The following is a 22681-nucleotide window of genomic DNA, read 5'->3' on the forward strand; positions in this document are numbered from 1 at the left end:
ATGGGTGGGCGAAGCCGCACCAAACGTACGCTGGGCAATAACGCTGGCCAATGTAGGTGTGCGCCCGCATTCACTATGTGACACGTTTTTCATCATCATCGCTGGCTCTGGTTTCCCCGGTCTTCCGGCATCCACTATCCTTGATGCCCGTTGTGCGTTGCGGCCCTAACTGGGCTGATGTGCCTGGCTGATGCGATATCGAACGCAACGATCACGCGAAGCAATCGACGAAGAGAGAAGGAAGGGGACACCATGTCCAACGACACTGAAGCGAAGGTTACCGAAACCAAGGTCGCCGAAGCTGAGGCATCCACAGAGCAGTCCGCCGAAGCCAAGCAGCCGGAAGCCAAGCAGGGCCTGTCGAAAGGTGCTATTGTCATCGCCATTATCGTCGCGGTGGCGCTGATCGCGGCCGCCGGCGTGTTCGGATACCGCGCATACGCGGACGCGCAGCTCAACAACGCGATGGCCGCATGCGCCACAGCGTCCGAGGACGTGCGCAACGCCACCAACGACTACAACAACCTCCTCAATGGCGACGCTTCCGATGCCGCCGCACTCACCAAGGATGACGTCAAAGACGCCTCCACGCTCGACGCGCTGAACAAGGCGATGGGTGCCGAAGTGCCGGTGTACGAAGGCTGCATCGCCGAGGATACCAATGGTTATCAGGCTGCCACCGACAAGCTCACCGAGCAGGCCGACTGGTACAAGACCCACACCGCATCCCTGCAGAAGGCCGTTGACGCCGTCAACGCCTCCAAGAAGTGACGCTTTCCACCGTCCGTTGCCCTCTCTGATAAGCCCCCTCTGATGAGGGAGGAGCTGCCGCGAAGCGGTGACGGAGGGCGGCAATGGAGATGGGCTGTTCCGTTTTCGCCTCCCTCTGATGAGGGAGGTGGCGCCGCGTAGCGGTGACGGAGAGAGAAGCCCAAGCAAGCGATGCAGTAGCTGCGGAAATGCATCACATCCAGAAAAGCGGCGTTGTCCTCGTCAATATCAAACAACAAACCGCAGATAGGTGCAATCATCGAACGAATCGTATCCCGGCGTGAATCCTTTGGTGGACCGGTACTCGCTGATGAGTGCCGGATCCTCGACCTTAAGCCGTTGCAGTGCCGCTTCGGAGTCGGCCAGCGTGGGCTTCAGTAGCGGGAAGCCATCGGAGGCGAGCACCACCTCGTCGCCGGGGCGGACGGTCACCGTGCGAATCGGATACGCGGAATCGGTAAATCCGTCGAATACAGAGTATCCGTAGGGGCCGCGCACGTTGGCGAACTGCGATTGCAGGCGCAGGAACGGCATGATCATCGCGCGCGCCGGGTCGGCGGCGTTTGCGGGAGCGGCTGAGTCGGCGGAGTCAGTGGAAGCGACTGTGTCTGCGGAGTCGGCGGCAACGGCTGCATCTGCGAAAACAGAGGGATCTCCGTTGCTGCCGCTGTCGTCACAAGATATAGATGTATTCCGAACAGTTGCGCCGGCGCCGAAAACCGGCTGATGCCGGGTCTGTCCGGAATCCCGATGCCGCAAGGCGAGCGTGGTGAAGGCGCGGAGCTCGCCGAGCAGCACATCGACCTGTTTCATCGTGGGTATCTGCTCGCCGTTGACCATGGCCTGACAGTCGCCGAACAGCCAGATTTCGCGTCGCGCAGCGCTGTAGACCACGGCGTTCGCTTGCAGTCGTTCGATGGGCTCGTGCTCGAAGATGGTGTACGGGTCGTCCGCACGGCCTCGGCTATCCCCGTCGGTGCGGTTGCCAGTATGGTCGCCGTTACCAGTGCGGTTGCCGGTGTAGACGTTGCCGCGATTGTGATTGTGATTGCTATTGCTGTCGACGGCGAAGCGCTCTTCTGCGGTGCTGCAAGATTCGCGATATTCGCGATAGGCACGCTGGAATCGCGTATCGATGGCGAGCTGCGTTTGTCGCATCGTGGCGGAATCAGGCAAGGCCGCTATGGTCTCGAGCACAAGATCCTTGGCAACTGCGCCGCCGCACGGCCGCCATAGGTGACGGATGCTTTTGCTGGTCACCCCGTCCACCACGGCCGCGAATCCGTCCGTGATGGCGAGCCCGTCCTCGTTGAGCGACTGGTCGGGTCGCTTGCCGCGGCAATACTGTTCGATAACGCGCATCTCCGGCCTCCTTGTGGCGTGGGCTCCATCATATGATGAATGGTTGAACGTCTGTGCGTGATGCCGGATGTCCTGAATTGTTCTGAACGGAGAGGAACACTGTCATGCAGCGCCCGATTATGACCTCGCGCTCGTTTCTGCGCACACCGTCCGAGCCGGCCGGCCCCGGTGACGAATCGACCATCCAGGATTTGGTGGACACGCTGGAAGCCAACCGTTCGCGCTGCGTCGGTATGGCGGCGAACATGATCGGCGTGGGCAAGCGCATCATCGCGTTCGTGGATGAGGATTTTGGCGGGCGTATCAACGTCATGCTCAATCCTGTGATCACCGCCACGGACGGTGCATATGAGACCGAAGAGGGATGTCTCTCGCTGACTGGCGAGCGGCGCACGATCCGTTATCGTCGCATCGAAGTCGATTTCCGGGATCGACGCTTCCGGGAGCGCCATGCCACGTTCACTGGTTTCACCGCTGAAATCATCCAGCACGAAGTCGACCACTGCAATGGCATCGTCATCTGATTGGGGCTGATTGGGGTCGATTGGGGTCGATTGGGATGACGCGCGGTGCTGCGGGGTGCCGAGTGCAATGATTCTCGGGCTGAAGCCGTCGATTTCGGGAATTTGTTGCACTGAGAGTCGCTCAGTGCAAGGATTTCGGGCTGAAGCCAACAATTTCGGGAATTACTTGCGCTGAGCTTGGCGAATGGTTCTTGGTCGATAGTTCCTATGGTCTGTTCTGATGACTGTGGTCGATGAGTGTCATCGCCACGTTGCATAGTGTGAGATATATCATGCTGTAGTTTCATATAATTCGGGCCGGGGTGTCGAAAAGGGTGCTATAGTGCTGTTTGTCGGTGTTGACAGGGGAGAGCGATGCCGGCGAATAGCGCATTGTGGATGTTTGATACTGTGCCCGTGAGGGGCGGCTCCTGTTCTTCTCTGTAGCCCGGCGAATATCGTATTTGTGTCACATACGAAGGGGTTCGCCTGCATGACAAAGGGAAATCGTTGGACAAGTGCGATCATTCCTGCACTGCTGATTCATATTCCGATCGGTACGGTCTACTGTTGGAGCGTGTTCAAGCAGCTCATAGCCGACCGCCTCCACGCCAGCCCGGCCTCGGTGGAATGGGGCTTCTCGCTTGCCATCTTCTTCCTTGGCATGTCCGCCGCATTCGCCGGCCCGATGGTGGAGAAGAACATCCGGAAATCTGCGCTGGTGTCGATGATTTGCTTCGTGGTCGGCTTCGCAGGCACGGGCGTGAGCATCGCCCTGAACTTCCTGCCGGGCGTATTCATCTGCTACGGCGTGATCATGGGCGTCGGCCTGGGTGTTGGCTACCTGACGCCGGTCAAGAACCTGATGCTGTGGTTCGCCGATAACAAGGGCCTCGCCACCGGCATCGCTGTCGCCGGATTTGGGTTAGCCAAGGCCATCGCCAGCCCGGTCATGGAATTTCTGATCGGCGCCGTGGGTCTGGTCGCCATGTTCTATATCCTGGCCGCGGTCTATGCGGTGATGATGCTGATCGGCTTCCTGCTCATCAAGCGTCCCGCCGGCTGGGTCTACGATCCCGCCACCTCGCACGTGAGCCGTCGGTCGATTCTCGGGAAGCCTGTGTTCTGGGGCATCTGGATCGCGTTCTACATCAACATCACCTGTGGCCTCGCGCTGATCAGCCAGGAGAAGGACATCCTGCACGACGTGCTCAAGGCATTCCCGCAGTACGCCGGGCTGAGTCCGACTGAATTCGCCGCGGCGATTGCCGGCGTGATTGGACTGGTGCTCGCCGTGGACTCCGTGTTCAATACGGCCGGCCGCGTGGGCTTCTCCACGCTGTCCGACCATCTCAAGCGCCGCGAGACCGTGTATCAGGTGATTTTCATCATGTCGATTGCCGTGTGCGTATTGCAGATGGCCGTCAACAGCATAGACAATGCCCTGCTATGGGCGGTGCTGGCCATGCTGTTCCTTGTCAACGCCGGCTATGGCGGTGGCTTTTCCACGTTGCCGGTGCTGCTCGACCAGCATTTCGGCACCAAGACCGTCTCCACCACACACGGCCTGACGTTGAGCGCCTGGGCGTTCGCCGGACTGTCCGGCAACCAGCTGGCGGCGTTCGTGGTCGCTCATGCACCTGATCAGGCGCATCGCTATGCCGCGCTCATTCCTGTGCTCGCCGGTTTGTTCACGGTGGGATTGATCAGTATCAGTTTGGTCACCTACTTCGGCGGCCGTTGTGAGGTTCGCGAGGCGTAGTGCCTCGATTGAGGTTTCGATGTGAGGCTGTTTGGTTCAGGAAATCCTCGGTTTGGTGGTACTCAGTGCAAAGATTTCGGGCTGAAGCCAACAATCTCGGGAATTACTTGCGCTGAGCCATTTGGGCACTTGTGGTTGCTTCGATGTGGTTAGAGATATAGTTGTCACTAGAGATAGTTGCATAGGTTTCCGGTGCTCCTCAACCATTAAACAAAGGTGTGTCTGTCATGTTTGGGTTTTTCAAGAAAAAGACGACAAACGATAATAATGATGCTGCCAATACAGCCAATTCCAGTAATGTCGATACTGGATTGAAGTCTTGGCATTATTCGCCCGATGAGAACAAGATGGTTCCCTGTGCGACCACTCCATGCAGTCAGCACGGAGATACAGATGTTATAGCTGCCAACGAGTATTTCGCAACTATGGAAATCAATCAAAGAATCAGTGCGCGTGCAGGCACTTTGAATCCGAATAAGATACTTCCTGATGATTATGATAAGGTTGCTTTATTCAAGGATAATAAATATGCTCGGTTAGTTAGTTTCAATACTATTTATGTTGGCAATTTAAGATATGCTCCGGCTGTTAAGAAAATGGATTGGGGGTATCATAAGGATTATGATTATACCATCAATTTTGCTAAACGATGTGAGAATTGTCATGGAACTGGCATGGATGGTGATAAAACATGTTTAATGTGTACTGGCCAAAAATACAGTGCGAGTTGTAGCGCTTCTCCAGCTGACATGGTTCTCATTCAAGAAATAAAAGATAATGATGATACGAAGTTTCATGATTTTGTTAAAAAATACCCTGATGAATTTAATGATTACATGAGACATGTAATCATTGCTAACACTTATCTTGCGAATGATGGCGAGAAAGCATTATATTCTCAGGAATTGAAGAAGAATTTCAAGAATGAGGTCGTTAATGACCAGAATGCTTTTCTTCGCAGAATGAGGAGTCTTAAATATAATTATGATGAAATGATGAAAAATAAGGATTCTCACATTATTAATACTGGAACTATTATGATTCCTGCGCCACTTTATCCTAACTTAAAAACAGGCAATAAAAGACTTACGATAGTATCATCACATGTTTATAATGATAAAAAAACAGGGGAGAAAAAAGCAATTTTGTATTGCAGAAATGAAAAAACAGGAGAAGAACAATATTCCGCATATAAAATATTCACATCATATAATGCAGGTTGCATACCAGGCAATATGGCATATATATCATCAGCATATTTGTCATCATATGATGCTGATGATGCTGGTCGGCCATATTTGAAATTAAGAAATGCGAAAGTAAGCATTTATAATAAAGGGGAGATATAAAACATTTCTTTTAATATTATGGTTAATTTCATTCAACTGTTTTTGTCATGTTCTAACCAGTATTCATCATAACATGATAACATTGATTACATGCCAATCCTGTAATCAATGTTTGCTTGGTTATCGACACCTTCTGACGACCGTTGCCGTGAAGCAAACAGCGGAGCTGTTTGTAGGCAACGTGCGAGCCGACAGGCGAGCCAGCAAACCGCGCGCGCAGCGCGTCCGAAATTGCAGGACGGGCTGTCAGCGAAGCTGACTGGGGGAGAGACTGGGACGGCTGTGTTGTGTGTTTCTCTCCCTCACCCGGCTGTCGCCGGGAGCTCCCTCATCAGAGGGAGCCAGCATTTGTGGCATAGCCCTCTCTGATGGCTCGTAGCGGACTGGGGGAGAGACCTGAGGCGTACCGCCACATTGGATGGCGACGAGCAACGAGGCATCAGATGTCGGTATCGCCTTGCAAGTCCCGCAGATGCTGCATCAGGTACAGAATCGAGCCGTCGTCCAGATAATCGCATAGCGCGCCGTCGCAGAACCGCTCCTCGCGGGTGGGGAACAGCAGTAGGGTGAGTGTGCTGTCCAGATCGAGATTGTCGAAGTCCCCGTCACGGTAGAAATCGGCCAGATCGCGCGGATTGTCCAAGTTAAGATTTTCGAGGTACTCGTGGTAATTACCGCGGTCGCCCCACGCCTTGTACACCGCTTTCCACCATTCATCAATGAGCGGGTCGTAAGAGACGCCGCGGAAGACGGTCTTGCCGTCGACCTCCTCCGACAGGTGGGAATTGTCATACAGACGGCACCCTGTCTTTTGAGCATCCTCAAAGCGCGGAACGAGCGCGATGAGCTGACGCAGCCCCTCCTCCTCGTCGCGGGCCGTCTTCTCGGCCTTCTGGAATGCGGCGACCTCCCACGAGCGCGGATGCAGACCCGGCAGATTGAGCGCCGCCTTCGCGATCAGCGTCTCCAACAGCTCGGTGCCGCGCATCTCCTCCTCCCACGGATTGCCTTCATCGCCGTACAGCAGGCCGGCCAACCCGCCGGCGACTGCGGCGGTCGTGTCGGTGTCGCCGCCGAGATTCACCGCAGCGAGTACGCAATCCCGGTAATTGTCCGTGTTGACCAAGCACCACACTGCAGACAGCATCGTGTCCAACACGAATGTGCCTGACTTGATCCGGCGGCGTTCGCAGAACCGCAGGTCCTCGGGTATGTTGGCGATCTTGCACACCTCCGTACGCGAGTAGGCGGTGCCTTCGGCCAGCAGAAGGCGAGCGATGCGGATGAAGCGCACGCATATATCAGTGCTGATCCGGTGGGCATGGGTGATGGCGCTCACACGGCGGATGTCGTCGTCGGAGCAATCGGTGAAGGCCAGCGGGAGGATGCGCATCAGTGAGCCGTTGCCGTTGTCGTACTCGTCGGTGCCACCGTGGCCCGAGGCGAGTGCATGGCTTGTGGTGTTGCCGATGTCGAATACGGCGCCGTCGGGCGTGTATTCGCCGGACTTGGCCCATGCACGATATTTGGCGAGCATGTCGTCGGTGTCCACGCGCCCGCCGTGTTCGGCGAGGGAATCCAGTGTGGCGAGCATCATCGCGGTGTCATCCGACCATGTGCCGGCCGGCTGGTTGTGCGTGCCGTGGCCGATCATGCCAGTGCATTCGAAGGTGTCGCGACGCTGGAACTCGTAGGGCACGCCGAGGGCGTCGCCGACCGCTTGACCGTAGACGGCGGCATGCAGGCGTGCAAAGTCGGCGATGGAGAAATGGTCGGCCTCGCGGATCAGCTTCCAGGGGAATTGCGCGACCGCCGCATGCTTCGGGCAGAAGAAGGCCGCGCGTCCTTCGATGTCGACCCAGCCAGCGTCGAGGACTATATCCTGTGCTGCGCTCGGGTCGTTGTCATAGTCGCTGGTGTCCACCGTCATGTCACAGTTCGCGTAAGCACAGTGGACGATGAACGGGTTGAGCCCTTGTTCGTAATCGTCGAACAGCAATGTCATGTGTCCTCCTTCGCTCCGGCGCGGTCTTCCCACGCGGATTCGTTGTTTTCAGCGCGGGTGTCTGGCGGCTTCGCCGATCATGACCATTCCACGCTGCTATTGTGCATTAACCGGACAACTCAAACGAAAGGTTGCGTCGGCGTGTCGGCCGCCAATCGGAGGCTAATCGGCGGCGGGCTGTTTGTCGACAAACCCAGCGAATGCCGTTGGGGAGCGAAGCCGTTCTGCCTGCACGCGGCGATGCTGAAACTGTTCTGCATTATTTGCCGGGAAGGCATGCTCGATGCCGTCACCGAGTTCGCGCCGAGCGCCCTACGCGGCGATCTGCGCCTTGTAATGCTCGCCCCAGTCGCGCAGGGCGTCGATGACGGCGCTCAGGCTGCGCCCGGTGCTTGGTCAGCGAGTATTCGACGCGCGGCGGCACTTCGGCGTACACTTCGCGATGCACGAGCCCGTCAGCCTCCATCTGACGCAGGTTCGAAGTAAGTACTTTTTGCGAGATATTACCGATTGACCGGCGCAGTTCGCTGAAGCGTTTGGTGCCGTCCAGCAGATCACGCACATCGGTGAGCGCATCTCCGTGCGGTGGTAACACCTTGGCTGCCCTGCGCGCGTTTTTTCGTGCGCGTTACCGGGACGCGCGCGCATTTCGGCTGGTTATGCACTTGCGTCCCGCACTATTTTCGACAGCTGCAATGTTTATCGACAGTTGTCGAATAGTGTCTGCTATGATGTCGCCGAGACAACGGACCACGCGCAACAACGAAGATCCCAGCATTTTCGGCCGGCGTGGCGTAGAAAATCGAGGCATTGGAGGCGCGTAATGGCAGAAGCGGGCACTCGTACGGGCGCCGGAGAACCTGACGAAGGGCGGTCCGTCAAGCCCATGGACAGGCGGTCGCGCCGCACGCGGGTGATGCTGCAGAGTGCATTGGTCAAACTGCTGGAGACCAAGCCGCTGAACAAGATCTCGGTGATGGAGCTCACCCGTCTCGCGGACGTCAACCGGGCGACGTTCTACGTGCATTACACGGATATCTACGCCCTGTTCGATCAGCTCAAACGCGAGCTCATCGACTCGTATAAGGACATCATCACTCGTCATCGCGGGGAAATTCTCCAGGATGACTACGAACCTCTCATCCATGAGATTTTCGAGTTCGCCACGGCCAACGAATCCATGTCCCTGTTGGTGACCGGTAAGTCCGGAGATACGTTCTCAGGTGATCTCATCGCCGCGGTGGGTGCGTACTGCAACGAGCTCATCGATCCGATTTCCGCATCTCACGCGAGCCTGGCTCCCGACGACGGCCGAACCCAGGCCGCCGAAACCGTGAGGGACTACCACTTCGTGTATCTGGCGGCCGGGATCGTCGGTTCGCTCAAGGAATGGTATCGGCGCGGGCGCAGGGAGCCCATTGATCTTGTGGTCAGGATCGCGGCCAACAACACGCATGCGATCGGGCTGGCCATGCTCGCCAGGAATATTGGCGTGTCGGTCTCCGAATCGTCAGCGGCCCACGCATCCGGCGCAGTGGTGACGGTCGGCAGGTGAATTCACGAGGGAATGGGCGGATATCATGCATAACGTGTTGCGCGTCTTCATTCGCGATGTGAAGCGCATCTGCGCGGTGCCATTTGCCGTGTTCATCGTTCTGGCGTCATGTTTCGTGCCGGGACTGTATTCATGGTTCAACGTCGCAGCGAACATGGACCCATATGCGAATACCGGAGATGTGCCGATCGCGGTGGTCAACAACGACGCGGGAGCCATGGTGAACGGCTCCGAAATGAATGTGGGCGATCAGACTATGGACGCCCTGAAGGACAACCACGATCTGGGATGGCGGTTCGTGGACGAGTCGGCCGCCGTCAACGGCGTGGAGTCCGGCGAATACTACGCGGCCATCGTGATCCCCGAGGACTTCAGCAAGGATCTGACCAGCGTGCTACAGGGCGACTTCACGCGCCCCGAACTGTCCTACTATGTCAACGAGAAGGTCAACACGCTCGCGCCGCGTGTGACGCAGTCCGGCGCCGCGGCCCTTGAGCAGCAGATCAACGAATCGTTCGTCTCCACCGTCAGCGCGACCGTCACGAAGACGCTTTCCGAAGAGGCCGGCAAGATGAGCGGCCAGCTCGACGGGACGGCGAACCAGCTGGACGGCAAGCTGAGCGAAGCCCAATCCAGCATCACGGCGGCCCGCGGCAAAGTAGATGACGCGCAGTCCTCCATCGCCGATGCGCGAGCGACAATCACGAGGGCCCGCCAAAGCATGACGGGCATCGCCGGACGCGCCGACGCTCTTTCCGCGAGTGTCAACGACACGGCATCCTCCGTCGACGCCGCACGCGGTGGATTGTCGGCGTTCCAGCACTCCATGAACTCGACCGTCGGACAGGTGCAGTCCGGGGCCGGCTCCCTTAAGGGCCGCATCGACGGCATTAAGGACACTGTCAACGGCAATGCGGCGGACATCTCCGGCCGTGTCGACGCCTCGCTGTCCACGCTTGAATCCGCGAACGACGCCCTGGGGGATGCGATCGAGGCGATGGAATCCGACCCGCAGCTCGCAGGCTCGGACGCCCTCGCACAGGCGAAACAGCATCAGAGCGACCTCGCCGCACAGATCGAAGCGATGAGGCAACTGAACAATGGCATCCCCTCGGCGATGCAGGCGGGCGGCAAGAAGCTCTCCGATTCCCTGGACGCATTGAACGGCAAGGCCGACGGGCTCTCCAGCCTGTCCTCGGACGCTTCGAGCAGGATTGATTCCACCCTCACCGGCGTCTCCACCCAGCTCGTCGGACTGTCCGGAACCGTGGGCGCGACCGCCGAATCGCTTGGTCGCATCGACGCCGATCTCGCGCAGCTCGACACGACGCTCGAATCGGCGTCAAAAGTGATGGGGCAGACGGGCAAGGCCCTCGATCGCGTGAGTGCATCGGTGCAACGCACGCAAGCCGATTTCGCCGTCCTTCGGGCGAGCGATGCGTGGGCCGGCGTCAAGGGCCTTGCGCATGTGGACGCCGATCAGGTGTCCTCGTTCCTTGCATCACCGGTCGGTCTGGAGACCCGCGAATACTATCCGATGAAGAACTACGGCACCGCCATCGCCCCGTTCTTCACGAACCTGGCATGCTGGGCAGGCGCGTTTGCGGCGCTCACCCTCATACGTAATGACGCCGATTCGGAAGGCATTGACGCGCTCACGCCCAAGCAGGCGTTCCTCGGACGATGGCTGCTACTCATGGTTGTTGCGGTGCTGCAGGGCATCGTCATCGCATCAGGCAACCTCGTCATCGGCATCCAATGCAACGTGCCATGGGCGTACTATCTGGGCACCATCGTATGCTCGATGACCTACGTATCAATCGCCTACAGTCTGGTCATGATGTTCCGGCACATCGGCATGGCATTGAGTGTGATCTTCCTGATACTGCAGGTGCCGGGCGCGGGCGGTATGTACCCAATCGAGATGATGCCCCACTTCTACCGACTGCTGTACCCGATGCTGCCGCTCACGTATGGCGTCGAGGCGCTGCGCGAATCGATCGGGGGCTTCTATGGCACGGACTTCTGGACGCGCATCTGGCAGACCTCCATGTTCGCCGTGGCGTTCCTGCTCGTGGCGATGCTGTGCCGTCCGGCGCTCGCCAATCTCAATGATTTATTCAACCGCGAACTGGCGGATACCGATCTGGTCTACGCGCAGCGATTGGAGATCGTCGGTTCCGAACGCAACATCATGATTACCGTGCGCAAGATGCTCGCCGATCCGACCTGGGGTGCCGACGTACGTCGCCGGGCGAGGAAGTTCGAGCGGCTGTACCCACATCTGGTGCGCATCGGATTCCATCTCATCTGGATAATCCCCGTCGTGTTCCTCATCGTCATGATGGTCGTCGGGCCGAGCATCGGATTCCTCGTGGCCTGGCTGGCGATGGTAGTCGTCGTGGACATCGCGCTGATTATCCTCGAATACATCCACCTCCACCTACCGCGACAGGCACATGACAGCACAATGGGCGCCGAAAGCCTGCTGCGTTCCGTCGTGGACGCTGGACGTGCTGTGATTGCTGGCGGTGTCACGGGAAGCGCCGGCGGAAGCATCGCCCGGCATGCTGCGGGGAACGCCGGTGACGGTGATGATGCCAATGGAATCGGTGCCAGTGGAAAGGATGTTCACTGATGAGGAACGTATGGACCATATTCCGCACCGATATGCGGCACATCCGCAGCAGCGTGATCGCGCTCATCATCGCCATCGGCCTGATCCTCATGCCGTCGTTCTACGCATGGTTCAACATCTACGCCAACTGGGATCCATACAGCAACACCGGCGGCATGAAGGTCGCCGTCGCCAACTCGGACAAGGGCTATCAGGGCGACCTGCTGCCGGCGAAGGTCAACGTGGGCGATCAGGTCGCCAATGCTCTCAGGGCGAACGATAGCCTCGACTGGACGTTCGTGACCGAGGATGAGGCCAAAAGCGGCGTGGAATCAGGCGAATACTACGCGGCAATCGTGATTCCCAAGGACTTCAGCACGGACCTGTTCTCCCTGCTGAGCGAGGGGGCCGCGGATTCCGGGAAAACGGACAAGACCAAGGTGCGGCAGGCTCAGCTCGTCTACTACTCCAACCCCAAGAAGAATCCCATCGGCTCCACCGTCACCGATCAGGGCGCCTCCACCGTACGTCAGCAGATCAGCGACACCCTCACCTCGGCCGTTGCTCAGGCCGCCGCCGGCATGCTTGATTCCGTGTCCGCCTATCTCGACACGGACCAGAGCACACGATCCATCAGTGCATTGAGTGCCAATCTGCGGCAGCAATCAAGCGATCTCGCCGACGCTGCCGATCTCGCTTCGAGCTACGCGGATCTCGCCGATTCCGCGGCATCCCTGCTCGACGCATCCGGCAAGTCGATGGAACGGACGAAGCGGTCGCTGCAATCCTCCACCGTTGACATGGACGGCATCACCGGCAAGCTTGGAGACGCATCCACGTCGATCGACCGCATCAACGAGAACATGACCAACGGACTAGATTCCGCGGCGGACGCCTTCGACGCCGTCGGCGACAACGCCGAGGAGGCGCTGGGCAAACCCGCCGAGGGAGCCGCCAACACCGCGGCGGCCCTGCGCGCGATCTCCACGAACCGCATCAGGCCGATGATCGCAAGCCTGACCCAGTACCGCAACACGTTGGTCTCCATCCGGGAGACGCTGCACACCGAACCGGCCAAGGCTGCAATCGACCGGGCCATCGCTGACGTGGACCGCACCCTCAAACGCCTCAACGACACCGACGCGAAAATCAACGACGCCGCGGACCGGGCCGAAGCCAAGGGACAGTCGATCACCGACGCGGGCAAGGACATCGCCGCACAGGCGCAGGCCAGCGCGCAGTCGATCCGCGATCTGAACAAGTCGTATCAGGACAATGTCGTCGCGACCCTTTCCGGCGTGACCGACTCCGCCGAACGGGCCGGGGCGGACGCCAAGGCATTGGTCGACGATGCCACCACGACGCTCGCCGCCGTGGCCGGTCAGACCGACGGCAGCGGCTCGGCCGGTGCGCTGACTGACATCCGTGAGGTGACGGATAATATCAACACGGCGCATGACACGTTGCTCGAGCAATCGAAGAAGCTTGGCGAGACCGCCGATAAGCTGGACGAGGCCATGGCCTCCGGCGGAGTGGAGGGGGTGCGCAAGCTGCTCTCCCAGCCCACGGACACCATCGCCTTGGCCATGACCACGCCCGTGACGACGAAGCGCATAGCCGTGTACCCGATCGCGAACAACGGCTCCGCGATGACCCCGTTCTACACACTGCTGGCCATCTGGGTAGGTGCGATGTTCCTGGGTATCGTCCTCAAGGCGAACGTATCGGACAAGATCGCCGCGCCCCTGGACCATCCGAAGCCATGGCAACTGTATCTGGGCCGCGGCCTGACCTTCATCGCGTTCTCGCTGGCGCAGACCACCGTGCTGGGGCTCGGTGACCTGCTGTACCTGCGCGCGCAGGCGACGAACCCGTTCCTGTTCATGCTGTGCCTGTGGTGGTCGTCGCTGGTGAGCTCGACGCTCGTCTATACGCTGTCGGCCGTGTTCAGCACCGTCGGCAAGGCGATCTGCGCCGCGCTCATGGTCTCGCAGATCGCCGGCATCGGCGGCACGTTCCCGGTGGAGATGCTCCCGAGCGGGTTCAGGCAGCTGTACCCCTACCTGCCGTTCTCGCATGGCATCACCGCGCTGAGGGAGACCGTCGGCGGATTCTACGGCAACGTCTACTGGGAGCAGATGGGTCGCATGGGCATCTATCTCGTGGTCGCCTTGCTCATCGGCTTCGTGCTCTACACGCCGGTGACCCGCGCCATGGCGAAGACCAACAAGCTGGTCTCCAGCACGATGGCGATGAACTGAGACGGATCGAAAGAAGATCTGCTGAGCAGTCAGCTGATGTGTCGCTTGGGCAATGAAAAAAGCCCTTTTCCTTTGGATGAGGAAAGGGCGATGGCGGAGGATGCGAGACCCTAACTATCATCGGGGCTTAGCTTTACTGCCGCTTGGCGTTGGCGGTAATAGCATGTGTGACGACCGAACCCGCGCCGATCACTGTGCCGTCGTCAATCGTGAGTTGGGTGTTCGCGATGCTGGACGGTGATTGCGTGGCGGTTCGTGACGGAGTGCATTCCTCGTCTGGCATCCGGTGCCTTTGTTCGCGCGCATCCTCCATTGAAATCCGTATTCGCCTTTCGTCGCTCTCTATTGCGTGAAACTGACATAAATGTCATAGTCACTCAGTGAAAAGCGCGAGAGCACGAGTGGCGATTGGGGATTTGACGCTCATATCACGGGACAAATACCTGAACGATCTCATTGTGCGCATGGGCAACGGCATGGTCAAGGTCGTCACCGGCGCGAGGCGCTGTGGCAAGACCTTCCTGCTGTTCGAACTGTTCGAGAAACCCCTGCGCGCACAGGGTGTGGATGATGACCACATCATCGAAATCGCGCTGGATGACCTGATGTATGCACGTTACCGCGACCCGCTCTCGCTATACGATTATGTGAAGTCCCGCATCGTGAATCGCAGCGAACCATACTATGTGCTGCTAGATGAGGTGCAGTACGCGATTTCGGACAAAGAGCTACGGAGCGACGAGCCGCCACAGCTGTACGGGGTGCTCAACGGCCTGCTACGCATGCGTAATGTGGACGTGTATGTGACGGGCGGCAACTCGAAGATGCTGTCCACTGATGTGATGACCCAGTTTCGTGGTCGTGGCGACGAAATCCGCGTATCAGTTGCCGGCGTCGGAGAAGGTCGCGCAGGGGAAAGCGTCGCTGCTCCGCATCGGTGACAGTTTCCAGAAGATTATCCTCGTGCGAGACGTGGTCAAGCCGGTCCGTGATGAGCGCGGCATCCTCACGATGAGCGTATACGATTTCCTGCTCGATCCGGATAGTCTGGCGGCGTGAGCGATGAACGGCATGATGATGGGCGTGGATGGGCTGGGCGCCCAAACTGGCCAACGACACGCCGGCGGCGCACTTGGGTGAGACGGCAAGCGGACGGCATGCGGGTGGGGCGGATAGGGCCCGCGGTTCGAACACGGTTTGGCCTTGAGCCCTTATAACCCCTTGTCGCGGAGCCTGTTTTGCGGCCTATTTTGCAGTTGTGTGTAGTCTGCCGTAGCGTACGGCGGGAATGCTGGTATCGGCATGGTGCGGAATGGCCATTTTTACCGGTTCTGGGGCCTGGGGTGTCTGCGGTGTGCCCGTGTTGCTGCACACAACTGCGAGATAGGCCGCGAGAAGACGAAGAAGACGGGGACTCGCGGTCGAAACGCTTGCGGCCAACCACGCTAATCGGCGGTGCGCCGATAAGGCCCGCGAACAAGGCCCGCGAACAAGGCCCGCGGTTTGTCCCCTAGCCCTTAAGCGGTACTGCTTAGTTCACCGACTATGACGCCATGGAAAACGGGTGTCGCGGAAAAACGGGTCGAGACGGGTCAAAACGGAAGATGGGGCAGATCGGCGGAAATCGGCGGAATGGCTTGAAACCGTTGGGATTCCGCCGTTTTGGCAATGAAAAGGCCCTTTTCCTTTGGATGGGAAAAGGGCGATGGCGGAGGATACGAGATTCACAACTTCACGCCGTGGAACTGGCGATATTGCAATGAAAACGGTTGTGCCGCCTAACTGTCTTACAGCTCAAATTACCGCTCTTCTCGGCGTGTCGCGTGAGAATGGGCGGGACGAATTCGTTGGAGTCCACTTGTGGATGCCCTGTGCCCGCGGTGTCATTGACGCCGTGTGGGTTTGTCGTTGAGTTGGATGTGGTAGTCGTCGATGATGTCCGCCAGCGTGATGGAGCGCATGGCCTCGGCTGTGGCGTGTTCGATCTTCTCGTAGGAGGGGGCGAGCGTGGCGTGGATATTCCGCGCCACGGGGCATGACTGTCCCTTGTATTGGTGGACGCCGATCATCGTGGCCAGTCCATCGGGTTCGACGGCGTTCTGGATGTCTAGCAACGTCACATCCTTGGGGTCTTGGATCAGGTGTGCGCCGACGTTGCCGCGTTGGACATCGATTATGCCGGCTTTTTTGAGCGCGGCGAAGAGCGCTCGAATGCTTGCCGGGTTGCAGCCAGTGCTTTCGGCCAGCAGCGTGCTGGTGACGCGGTCGTCGCTGCCGGCCTCGTTCATGAAGATGAGGCAGTGCACCGCCACTGAGCATTTCATGCTGATATGCATGTGTCCTCCCGTCCTTCGTGCCGTCGTCCCATATGTTCACGCGTTGCGACGCTGCTGTGTTGACGATATCCCGGCGTCACGATATGGTTTAATGTAATTCTAAATATTACATTACTGGGTCGTCGGAAATCCAACACCTGCGGAATCGAAGAAAGGACGCGCCACCATGCGAGCAGCGCAGATCAACCGTTACGAGAAGGACGTCGCCAAGGCCATTGCGGGGGTTGAGGTCAACGAGATCCCCGAACCGTCCATCGGTGACCGCGACATACTGATTCGCGTCAAGGCGGCGGCCGTCAATCCGCTGGAATTGCTGGTCGTCACTGGCGCAGTCAAGCTGATCCAGGATTATCCGATGCCGGTCACGCTTGGCAACGAGGTCGCCGGCGTCGTGGAACGCGTGGGCGATGCGGTGCGCGGATTCCAGCCGGGTGATCGCGTGTATGCCCGCACGCCGATCGACCACCCCGGCGCGCTCGCTGAATTCGTCGCATTGCCCGCCGATGCTGTGGCACCGATGCCCGAGGGCTATGATTTCGACGAGGCCGCGACCATCCCTCTCACCGGTCTGACCGCGTGGCAGGCGTTCACGGAGATCCTAGACGCCAAGCCGGGGCAGAGTGTTCTCATTCCCGGAGGCTCGGGCAGCTTCGGCCGTGTGGCCGTGCCGATCGCCAAGTCGTTGGGGCTGGACGTCACCGTCACCGGTAACGAACGCTCGCGCGATGAGATCCTCGCCCTCGGTGCCGACCGGTATCTCGACTACCGCGCGGAGAACTACTGGCAGGCCGGCGTCAGTGTCGACTACGTGATCGACGCGCTTGGGCCGGCCGAATTCGACCGTGAACTGTCCGTGCTGAAACCCGGTGGCACGCTGCTCAGCTTGCGTGGCGTGCCCAACAAGGCGTTCGCCGAACGCATGCGGATGCCGTTCCTCAAGCGCGCGCTGTTCTCGCTCGCCGGATCGAAGCTCGACAAGAAGGCGCAGGCGCAGGGCAAGCGGTACGAATTCATCTTCGTGCGGGCGGATGGCGAACAGCTGCGTCATGTCACCGACATCGTGAAGGAGCGTGATGTGCGTCCCTCCATCGACCCGCACATGTTCCGTCTTGACGACATTCAAGCGGCGCTCAAGCTTGTCGCTGGCATGGGAGGGCGTGCGTCGGGCAAGGTCGTGGTTCGGTTCTGATCGTCGGGTAATTGACGAACGCGAATGAAAGGGAATGGATCGGCAATGCCTATCGCTATTATCACCGGCGCAAGTTCTGGCCTTGGCCGGGCGTATATTGATGCGATCATCCGTGAGTGCCCGGAAATCCGGGAGATCTGGGTAATCGCTCGCAGCAAAGGCAAACTCGAACGAATCGCCTCTGAATATCAGAGCGTTCGCATCGTGCCGGTTCCGCTCGATCTGACCGATTTGCGCAGCTTTGACGAACTGCGTGACAGGCTTGACGCCGCCAAGCCGTTTATCCGTATGCTTGTCAGCAACGCGGGCATCGGTGCGAGCCGGCCGTTCGCTGATGAGGATCCGCAGCGCCTACTGCAGTTGGTGCAGCTCAACGTCATGGCGACCACGATGGTCACGCGCCTATGCCTGCCGTACATGCAACGCGGGTCCATGATCTTGGAGACCGGCTCCATTCTCGGCGTCTCACCGGTGGGCAATCTGGCGGCATACAGTGCCAGCAAGTCCTATGTGCGCACCTTGTCCGTCGTGCTGCGGCAGGAACTCAAGCCGCACGGCATTCATGTCACCGTGGTGCAGCCAGGATTGATGGATACGCCGATGCTGTCGCGTGGTTCAGAATCGTCCGCCGGCGCGGTCTCGGACGCGGGGCCGGGGAAGCGGACGCCGTTGCCGGTACTGGACCCGCGTGACGTGGCGATTGGTTCAATCCGTGCAGTCAGGCGGAACAAGGCCATCTACCTGCCGCATCCGTTCAACAAGTTGCTCGCGTTTCTGGCCAAGATCCTGCCGATCACGTTTGGCGTATCGGTCGCGAACATGTGACCATACGCTGATTGCCGCGGTTCGACGGCGTCGGTGAAGATGCTCTATGCGGCGTGGTGCCGGTTTGGGTGAGATCTACTGAGTGAGATCTACTGAGCCGTCGGCTGATGCTTCCGGACCTTTTTGAGGAAATTCTTTCGGAAGTTTCCCAGTGGTCCGAAGAAGCGTTCGTCGGTTGCGGTCTGTTCGTGGTTCTCGTACTTGAGCGCGGTCAGTTCGATGGTACAGATGAAATGCCGGGGGATTACCCCCGGCTCTTGGAAGTCTCACATTGCTGCGGACCTGCGTAGGAGATATGGTGTCAGGTCTTTACCGTTGATTGGGTTCGTCTGTGTAGTTGATCATTTCCAGTTCCGGTCCCATGTCTTCGGTTTGTGTGTGGCCGGTTTCGTGGAATCCGATGTGTCGGTAGAATCCTTGCGCGTTCGCGTTGAATGCCATCACCCATAAGACGAGTCGATCGTTGCCGATCGCGTGTTTGCCGGCTTCGACCAGCATCCGTCCGACGCCTTTGCGGTGATGGGTGGTCAGTATATAGAGCGAGGCCAGTTCCGCCGCGTCGGGCCGGTTGATCGGCGGTCGTGGGGTGCGCAGCAGTTCCGCAAATCCGATTATCTGATTGTCGTCCAACGCCACCAATGTCGCTTGATTGCTGTTGTTCGCAGCGTTGCGCGTCAGTCTCAGTGCGAAATCGGGGGTGATCGCGTCCGCGATTTCCTGCGGTACATGGCCTTGATTCAACTCACGCCATGTATGTGACTGGACTTGTGCTTTCTGCCCGAACCACTGCGGTTCAATCGGAGCGATGCGAAGCGTCATGGGTTTCATTGTAGGCCCGGTGTTTGCCTGTTTCGTGGGATTCAGCGTGAGAAATCGGGGGTGTCTGCGTTGAGTCCTCCGTATTTGCGGGACTCAGTGCGATTGTGGGCCGTTTCGTCGTTGAGTCCCGCGACTTGGCCGCCGGCCTCGTGTCTGTCCGTTGGTCATGGATTGGAAATCATTGGAATTTCGCCATTTTGTGGTGGTGTTGGCTGGTCATCGTTGGTCCGATGTTGGTGTGGGTGGGTGTGGTTGCGGGACTCAGAGCCGGAATCGGCTTTTGTTGTGCTGGGTCCCACGCAGTCCCTCGCAGGTGGACGAGACGGACCATAGGAGAGTGCGCAAATCGGCGGAACGGGCTTGGAACCGTCGCGATTCCGCCGCTTCAGCAATGAAAAAGCCCTTTTCCTTTGGGTGGGAAAAGGGCGATGGCGGAGGATGCGAGACCCCAACCTTCATCGGGGCTCGGCCCCACTGCCGCTTAGCGTTCACGAGCTTCACGCCTCCGCCGCACCACCTCCGTTACCACGTCCACAGTATGTCGTGACGGGTTGTGGCGGCATCGGCCGGTGTCCGGGGCGCATGCGCTTCGTCACGTCGGCTGTGTCGTCGCAGCATTGTTTTTCGCTGAATCCTACACTGAATACACTGAATTCAGTTATTCTACACTTAATTCAGTGTAAAATTCAGTGTATCAATAACAATGCGGCGGATTGGAGCGCGCTATGGCGCATGAATACGGCAAAGAAACGTTGTCGCTGGAATTCAAGAGCGATCTGAAGCGATTGCCCGACGACGATCTGCTTGATGCGGTTGTGGCGCTGGCGAACTCGGATGGTGGCACGGTGTACTTGGGCGTCGAGGATGATGGCACTCCGACTGGCCTTGATAAGGTGCATCAGGATGCGGTCGGATTGGCCGCGATGATTGCCAATCGCACGGTTCCACCGGTCTCCGCACGAACTCAAATCGTCGGGACTTCGGAAGTACCGGTGATGCAGATCGATGTGCCGAAATCACGTAGTGTGGTCTCCACCAAATCGGGCAAGGTGCTGCGTCGCCGCATGAAGGTGGACGGTACGCCGGAAAGCGTGCCGATGTATCCGTACGAGATCGCCACACGCTTGTCCGATTTAGGTCGTTTGGATTTCTCGGCGCAACCGGTGCCGGACGCGACCCGTGACGATTTCGATCCTCTCGAGTGTGAACGTTTGCGCCGAATCATCGGTGTCTACCAGTCCAGTGACCGCAATCTGCTGGAGCTCGCCGACGAGGAGTTGGAGAAATCCCTGCAGTTGACGGTGACCGTCGACGGCAAGGTGATGCCGACGTTGACCGGATTGCTGTTGTTGGGCAAGGAGGAATCGTTGAAACGTTTCGTGCCGACCCATCGGGCTTCCTTCCAGGTCATGTCCGGTACGGACATCAAGGTCAATCAGGACTATGGTGGGCCGCTGCTGAGAACCATCGAGCAGATCAACGATATGTTCTCCCCCTGGAACCCGAGCATCGAGATATCCGTCGGCCTGTTCTCTACGATGGTGCCGGAGTTCGACCATAGAGCGTTCCGCGAGGCGCTGGTGAATGCGTTCGGCCATCGCGACTACACCCTGCTTGGGCGTGTGCGTGTGCAATTGGACGATGCCGGATTGACTATCGCCAATCCCGGTGGATTCGTGGAGGGCATCAACATCCACAACCTGCTTACCGCTGAACCTCATGGACGTAATCCTTGTCTGATGGATGCGCTTAAGCGTACCGGACTGGCCGAGCGTACGGGACGTGGTATCGACCGCATCTACGAGGGATCGCTTCACTATGGCCGTCCGTTGCCTGATTACACGGCATCGAATGAGCGGAACGTATCCGTGTATCTGCAACGTAGTGCGCCCGACGTCGAATTCGTGCGAATGCTGGCCGAGGAACAGGAACGCACAGGCAAGACGATGCCAGTCAACGGTTTGCTGATTCTGAACATGCTCAAGAACGAGCGGCGTTGCACCTTCGAAACCATGCACAAGGAGCTCGATATGAGCGAGCAGCGTCTGCGTGCCATGCTCGGCCAGCTTACGGAGTCCGGAATGATTGAGGGTTCCGGCAATGGCTCCCGCCGTGCCTACACCTTGGGTTCCAAGGTGTACAGGCGCACGGGCAAGACCATCGAATACGTGCGTCAGACGGACATCGACCGTGTACGGTGGCCGGAACTCATCATGAAATTGGTTATGGAGCAGGGTGATGCAACGCGGGCGGATGTCATGGAGCTGCTGCATATCGACGCCAATCAGGCGTACTACCAGTTGTCCAAGCTTGTTAAGAGTGGGAGACTGAAAGTCATCGGCCGTGGCAAGGGGACTCGCTATGCAAGCATGTAGCAGTGTCGATTGGCACTGACGTGTCTTGTGATTCTTCACTGTATTGTCCCGAGACGCGTGTCAGCCATGCCCCAAGACATGCGTAAACTATCCGCTCGAACTAGACAGATCGAGATTTCAGCCATAGCACCCTTTTGAAAATGAAAAAGCCGGGGCTACCGGTGTCGCCTGACTCCAGTGAGCGTGACGCGCAGGTCGTAGCTGGAGGTGGTAATCGCCGCTTGTGAACGTACTTGTGGCACAGGGCTCTGGTCGTCAGGGAGCGGCCGCGCCATCCAAGGCGGGTCGGGGCTTGTGATGGTTTTTGGCGGTGGTTTTCACTGTATCTCGCAGTTGTGTGTGTCGCCGGCCGGTGATTGGGGGATGTGAGGAGTTCCTGTCGTGTTGTCGGTGTCGGATAATGGCGGGATTGCAAGTGTTGTGGGTTTCTTGCCCGGAGGTCTTGCGGCCGTGTGCTCGACCGATGGTACACACAACTGCAAGATATGCTCTGCGGCTTGCGGGATATGCCCCGAGGCGGGCATGCTGAATCGAAATGGTGCCGGTCGTTTCGCGGCCGCTACCGTTTTGCCGAGGCTTGAGTGTTCTCGGCATGCGGAGCTGGGGCGGATCGTGTTGCGGGCCGGAGGCAACGGCTTGTTCCTCCCTATGCCTGCCATCCGCCGGCGGGGCTCGACTGAAATAAAAAAGCCCTTTTCCTTTGGATGGGAAAAGGGCGATGGCGGAGGATACGAGATTCGAACTCGTGAGGCTGTTACACCAACACGCTTTCCAAGCGTGCGCCATAGACCACTAGGCGAATCCTCCATGCGAGCGGTATTTGCTGGAAGCAAGCTCCGCAGGCAACTCGAATAAGCTACCACAACTTGCGGATAAGTGCACGTTCGGCGTGGCGTACTGGCGTGTCGGGCGGAGGATACGAGATTCGGACTGATGCGAAGGACCTCCAGGG

Annotated in this window: 16 protein-coding genes, 1 tRNA gene and 1 pseudogene; 11 read left to right on the forward strand and 7 right to left on the reverse strand. The window is 58.6% G+C overall.

Annotated elements, in window-relative coordinates; all coding sequences use genetic code 11:
* Positions 1-252 precede the first annotated feature (252 nt).
* Positions 253-771, forward strand: a complete 519-nt coding sequence (locus BW14_RS06220; protein ID WP_258185260.1) for a hypothetical protein — start codon at positions 253-255, stop codon at positions 769-771.
* A gap of 228 nt (positions 772-999) precedes the next feature.
* Here the strand turns inward: BW14_RS06220 and BW14_RS12260 are convergent, their stop codons facing one another.
* Positions 1000-2133 (reverse strand): hypothetical protein, encoded by a 1134-nt coding sequence (locus tag BW14_RS12260; protein ID WP_044089804.1) that lies wholly within the window; start codon positions 2131-2133, stop codon positions 1000-1002.
* Between the two features lie 104 nt (positions 2134-2237).
* On the opposite strand from BW14_RS12260, the gene BW14_RS06240 reads away from it, so the two are divergent.
* The 3 genes from BW14_RS06240 (at position 2238) to BW14_RS06250 (ending at position 5747) form a co-directional block, all read left to right on the forward strand.
* Positions 2238-2657 carry a peptide deformylase gene (locus BW14_RS06240; protein ID WP_044089805.1) on the forward strand — a complete coding sequence of 140 codons (420 nt, stop codon included), beginning with the start codon at positions 2238-2240 and terminating at the stop codon, positions 2655-2657.
* A 472-nt stretch (positions 2658-3129) separates the two neighbouring features.
* Complete coding sequence (locus BW14_RS06245) at positions 3130-4398, forward strand: OFA family MFS transporter (RefSeq protein ID WP_140489640.1); 1269 nt, start codon at positions 3130-3132, stop codon at positions 4396-4398.
* A 227-nt stretch (positions 4399-4625) separates the two neighbouring features.
* On the forward strand, positions 4626-5747 hold the full coding sequence (locus tag BW14_RS06250) for a hypothetical protein (protein WP_140489642.1): 1122 nt from the start codon (positions 4626-4628) through the stop codon (positions 5745-5747).
* 439 nt (positions 5748-6186) lie between these two features.
* Here the strand turns inward: BW14_RS06250 and BW14_RS06255 are convergent, their stop codons facing one another.
* Positions 6187-7752: an ADP-ribosylglycohydrolase family protein gene (locus BW14_RS06255; protein ID WP_219847188.1), complete on the reverse strand. Its 1566-nt coding sequence runs from the start codon at positions 7750-7752 to the stop codon at positions 6187-6189.
* Positions 7753-8064: 312 nt separating this feature from the next.
* Positions 8065-8314, reverse strand: a pseudogene (locus BW14_RS06260) (winged helix-turn-helix transcriptional regulator); the annotation flags it as partial.
* Positions 8315-8575: 261 nt separating this feature from the next.
* Between BW14_RS06260 and BW14_RS06265 the strand changes: the two are divergent.
* Genes BW14_RS06265 through BW14_RS06275 form a run of 3 tightly spaced genes read left to right on the forward strand, consistent with a single transcriptional unit; the run spans position 8576 to position 14185 of the window.
* Positions 8576-9307 carry a TetR/AcrR family transcriptional regulator gene (locus BW14_RS06265; RefSeq protein ID WP_140489644.1) on the forward strand — a complete coding sequence of 244 codons (732 nt, stop codon included), beginning with the start codon at positions 8576-8578 and terminating at the stop codon, positions 9305-9307.
* A 25-nt stretch (positions 9308-9332) separates the two neighbouring features.
* A complete protein-coding gene (locus BW14_RS06270) occupies positions 9333-11945 on the forward strand; it encodes a YhgE/Pip domain-containing protein (RefSeq protein WP_140489646.1) in 2613 nt (870 codons plus the stop codon).
* Positions 11945-14185, forward strand: coding sequence for a YhgE/Pip domain-containing protein (locus tag BW14_RS06275; RefSeq protein ID WP_140489648.1), 2241 nt, complete (start codon positions 11945-11947; stop codon positions 14183-14185). Before BW14_RS06270 ends, BW14_RS06275 begins: the two co-directional genes overlap by 1 nt.
* 133 nt (positions 14186-14318) lie before the next feature.
* Here the strand turns inward: BW14_RS06275 and BW14_RS11950 are convergent, their stop codons facing one another.
* Complete coding sequence (locus BW14_RS11950) at positions 14319-14468, reverse strand: hypothetical protein (RefSeq protein ID WP_156100210.1); 150 nt, start codon at positions 14466-14468, stop codon at positions 14319-14321.
* A 133-nt stretch (positions 14469-14601) separates the two neighbouring features.
* Between BW14_RS11950 and BW14_RS06280 the strand changes: the two genes are divergently transcribed.
* On the forward strand, positions 14602-15126 hold the full coding sequence (locus tag BW14_RS06280; RefSeq protein ID WP_052381963.1) for an AAA family ATPase: 525 nt from the start codon (positions 14602-14604) through the stop codon (positions 15124-15126).
* 942 nt (positions 15127-16068) lie between these two features.
* Here the strand turns inward: BW14_RS06280 and BW14_RS06290 are convergent.
* Positions 16069-16521, reverse strand: a complete 453-nt coding sequence (locus tag BW14_RS06290) for an Rrf2 family transcriptional regulator (RefSeq protein ID WP_044089811.1) — start codon at positions 16519-16521, stop codon at positions 16069-16071.
* A 166-nt stretch (positions 16522-16687) separates the two neighbouring features.
* Here BW14_RS06290 and BW14_RS06295 point away from each other — a divergent pair, with 166 nt between their 5' ends.
* The gene (locus BW14_RS06295) at positions 16688-17710 is read left to right on the forward strand and encodes an NADP-dependent oxidoreductase (RefSeq protein ID WP_044089812.1); all 1023 of its coding nucleotides are present in this window, start codon (positions 16688-16690) and stop codon (positions 17708-17710) included.
* Between the two features lie 45 nt (positions 17711-17755).
* On the forward strand, positions 17756-18535 hold the full coding sequence (locus BW14_RS06300) for an SDR family oxidoreductase (RefSeq protein ID WP_044089813.1): 780 nt from the start codon (positions 17756-17758) through the stop codon (positions 18533-18535).
* Positions 18536-18844: 309 nt separating this feature from the next.
* Here the strand turns inward: BW14_RS06300 and BW14_RS06305 are convergent, their stop codons facing one another.
* Entirely contained in the window at positions 18845-19363 is a 519-nt protein-coding gene (locus BW14_RS06305; RefSeq protein ID WP_044089814.1) for a GNAT family N-acetyltransferase, read from the reverse strand.
* A gap of 716 nt (positions 19364-20079) precedes the next feature.
* Here BW14_RS06305 and BW14_RS06310 point away from each other — a divergent pair.
* A complete protein-coding gene (locus tag BW14_RS06310) occupies positions 20080-21729 on the forward strand; it encodes an RNA-binding domain-containing protein (protein ID WP_044089815.1) in 1650 nt (549 codons plus the stop codon).
* A gap of 719 nt (positions 21730-22448) precedes the next feature.
* Here BW14_RS06310 and BW14_RS06315 read toward each other — a convergent pair.
* Positions 22449-22536, reverse strand: a tRNA-Ser gene (locus BW14_RS06315).
* Positions 22537-22681: the final 145 nt, after the last annotated feature.

The sequence above is a fragment of the Bifidobacterium sp. UTBIF-68 genome, assembly GCF_006408855.1.
Lineage (GTDB): Bacteria > Actinomycetota > Actinomycetes > Actinomycetales > Bifidobacteriaceae > Bifidobacterium > Bifidobacterium reuteri.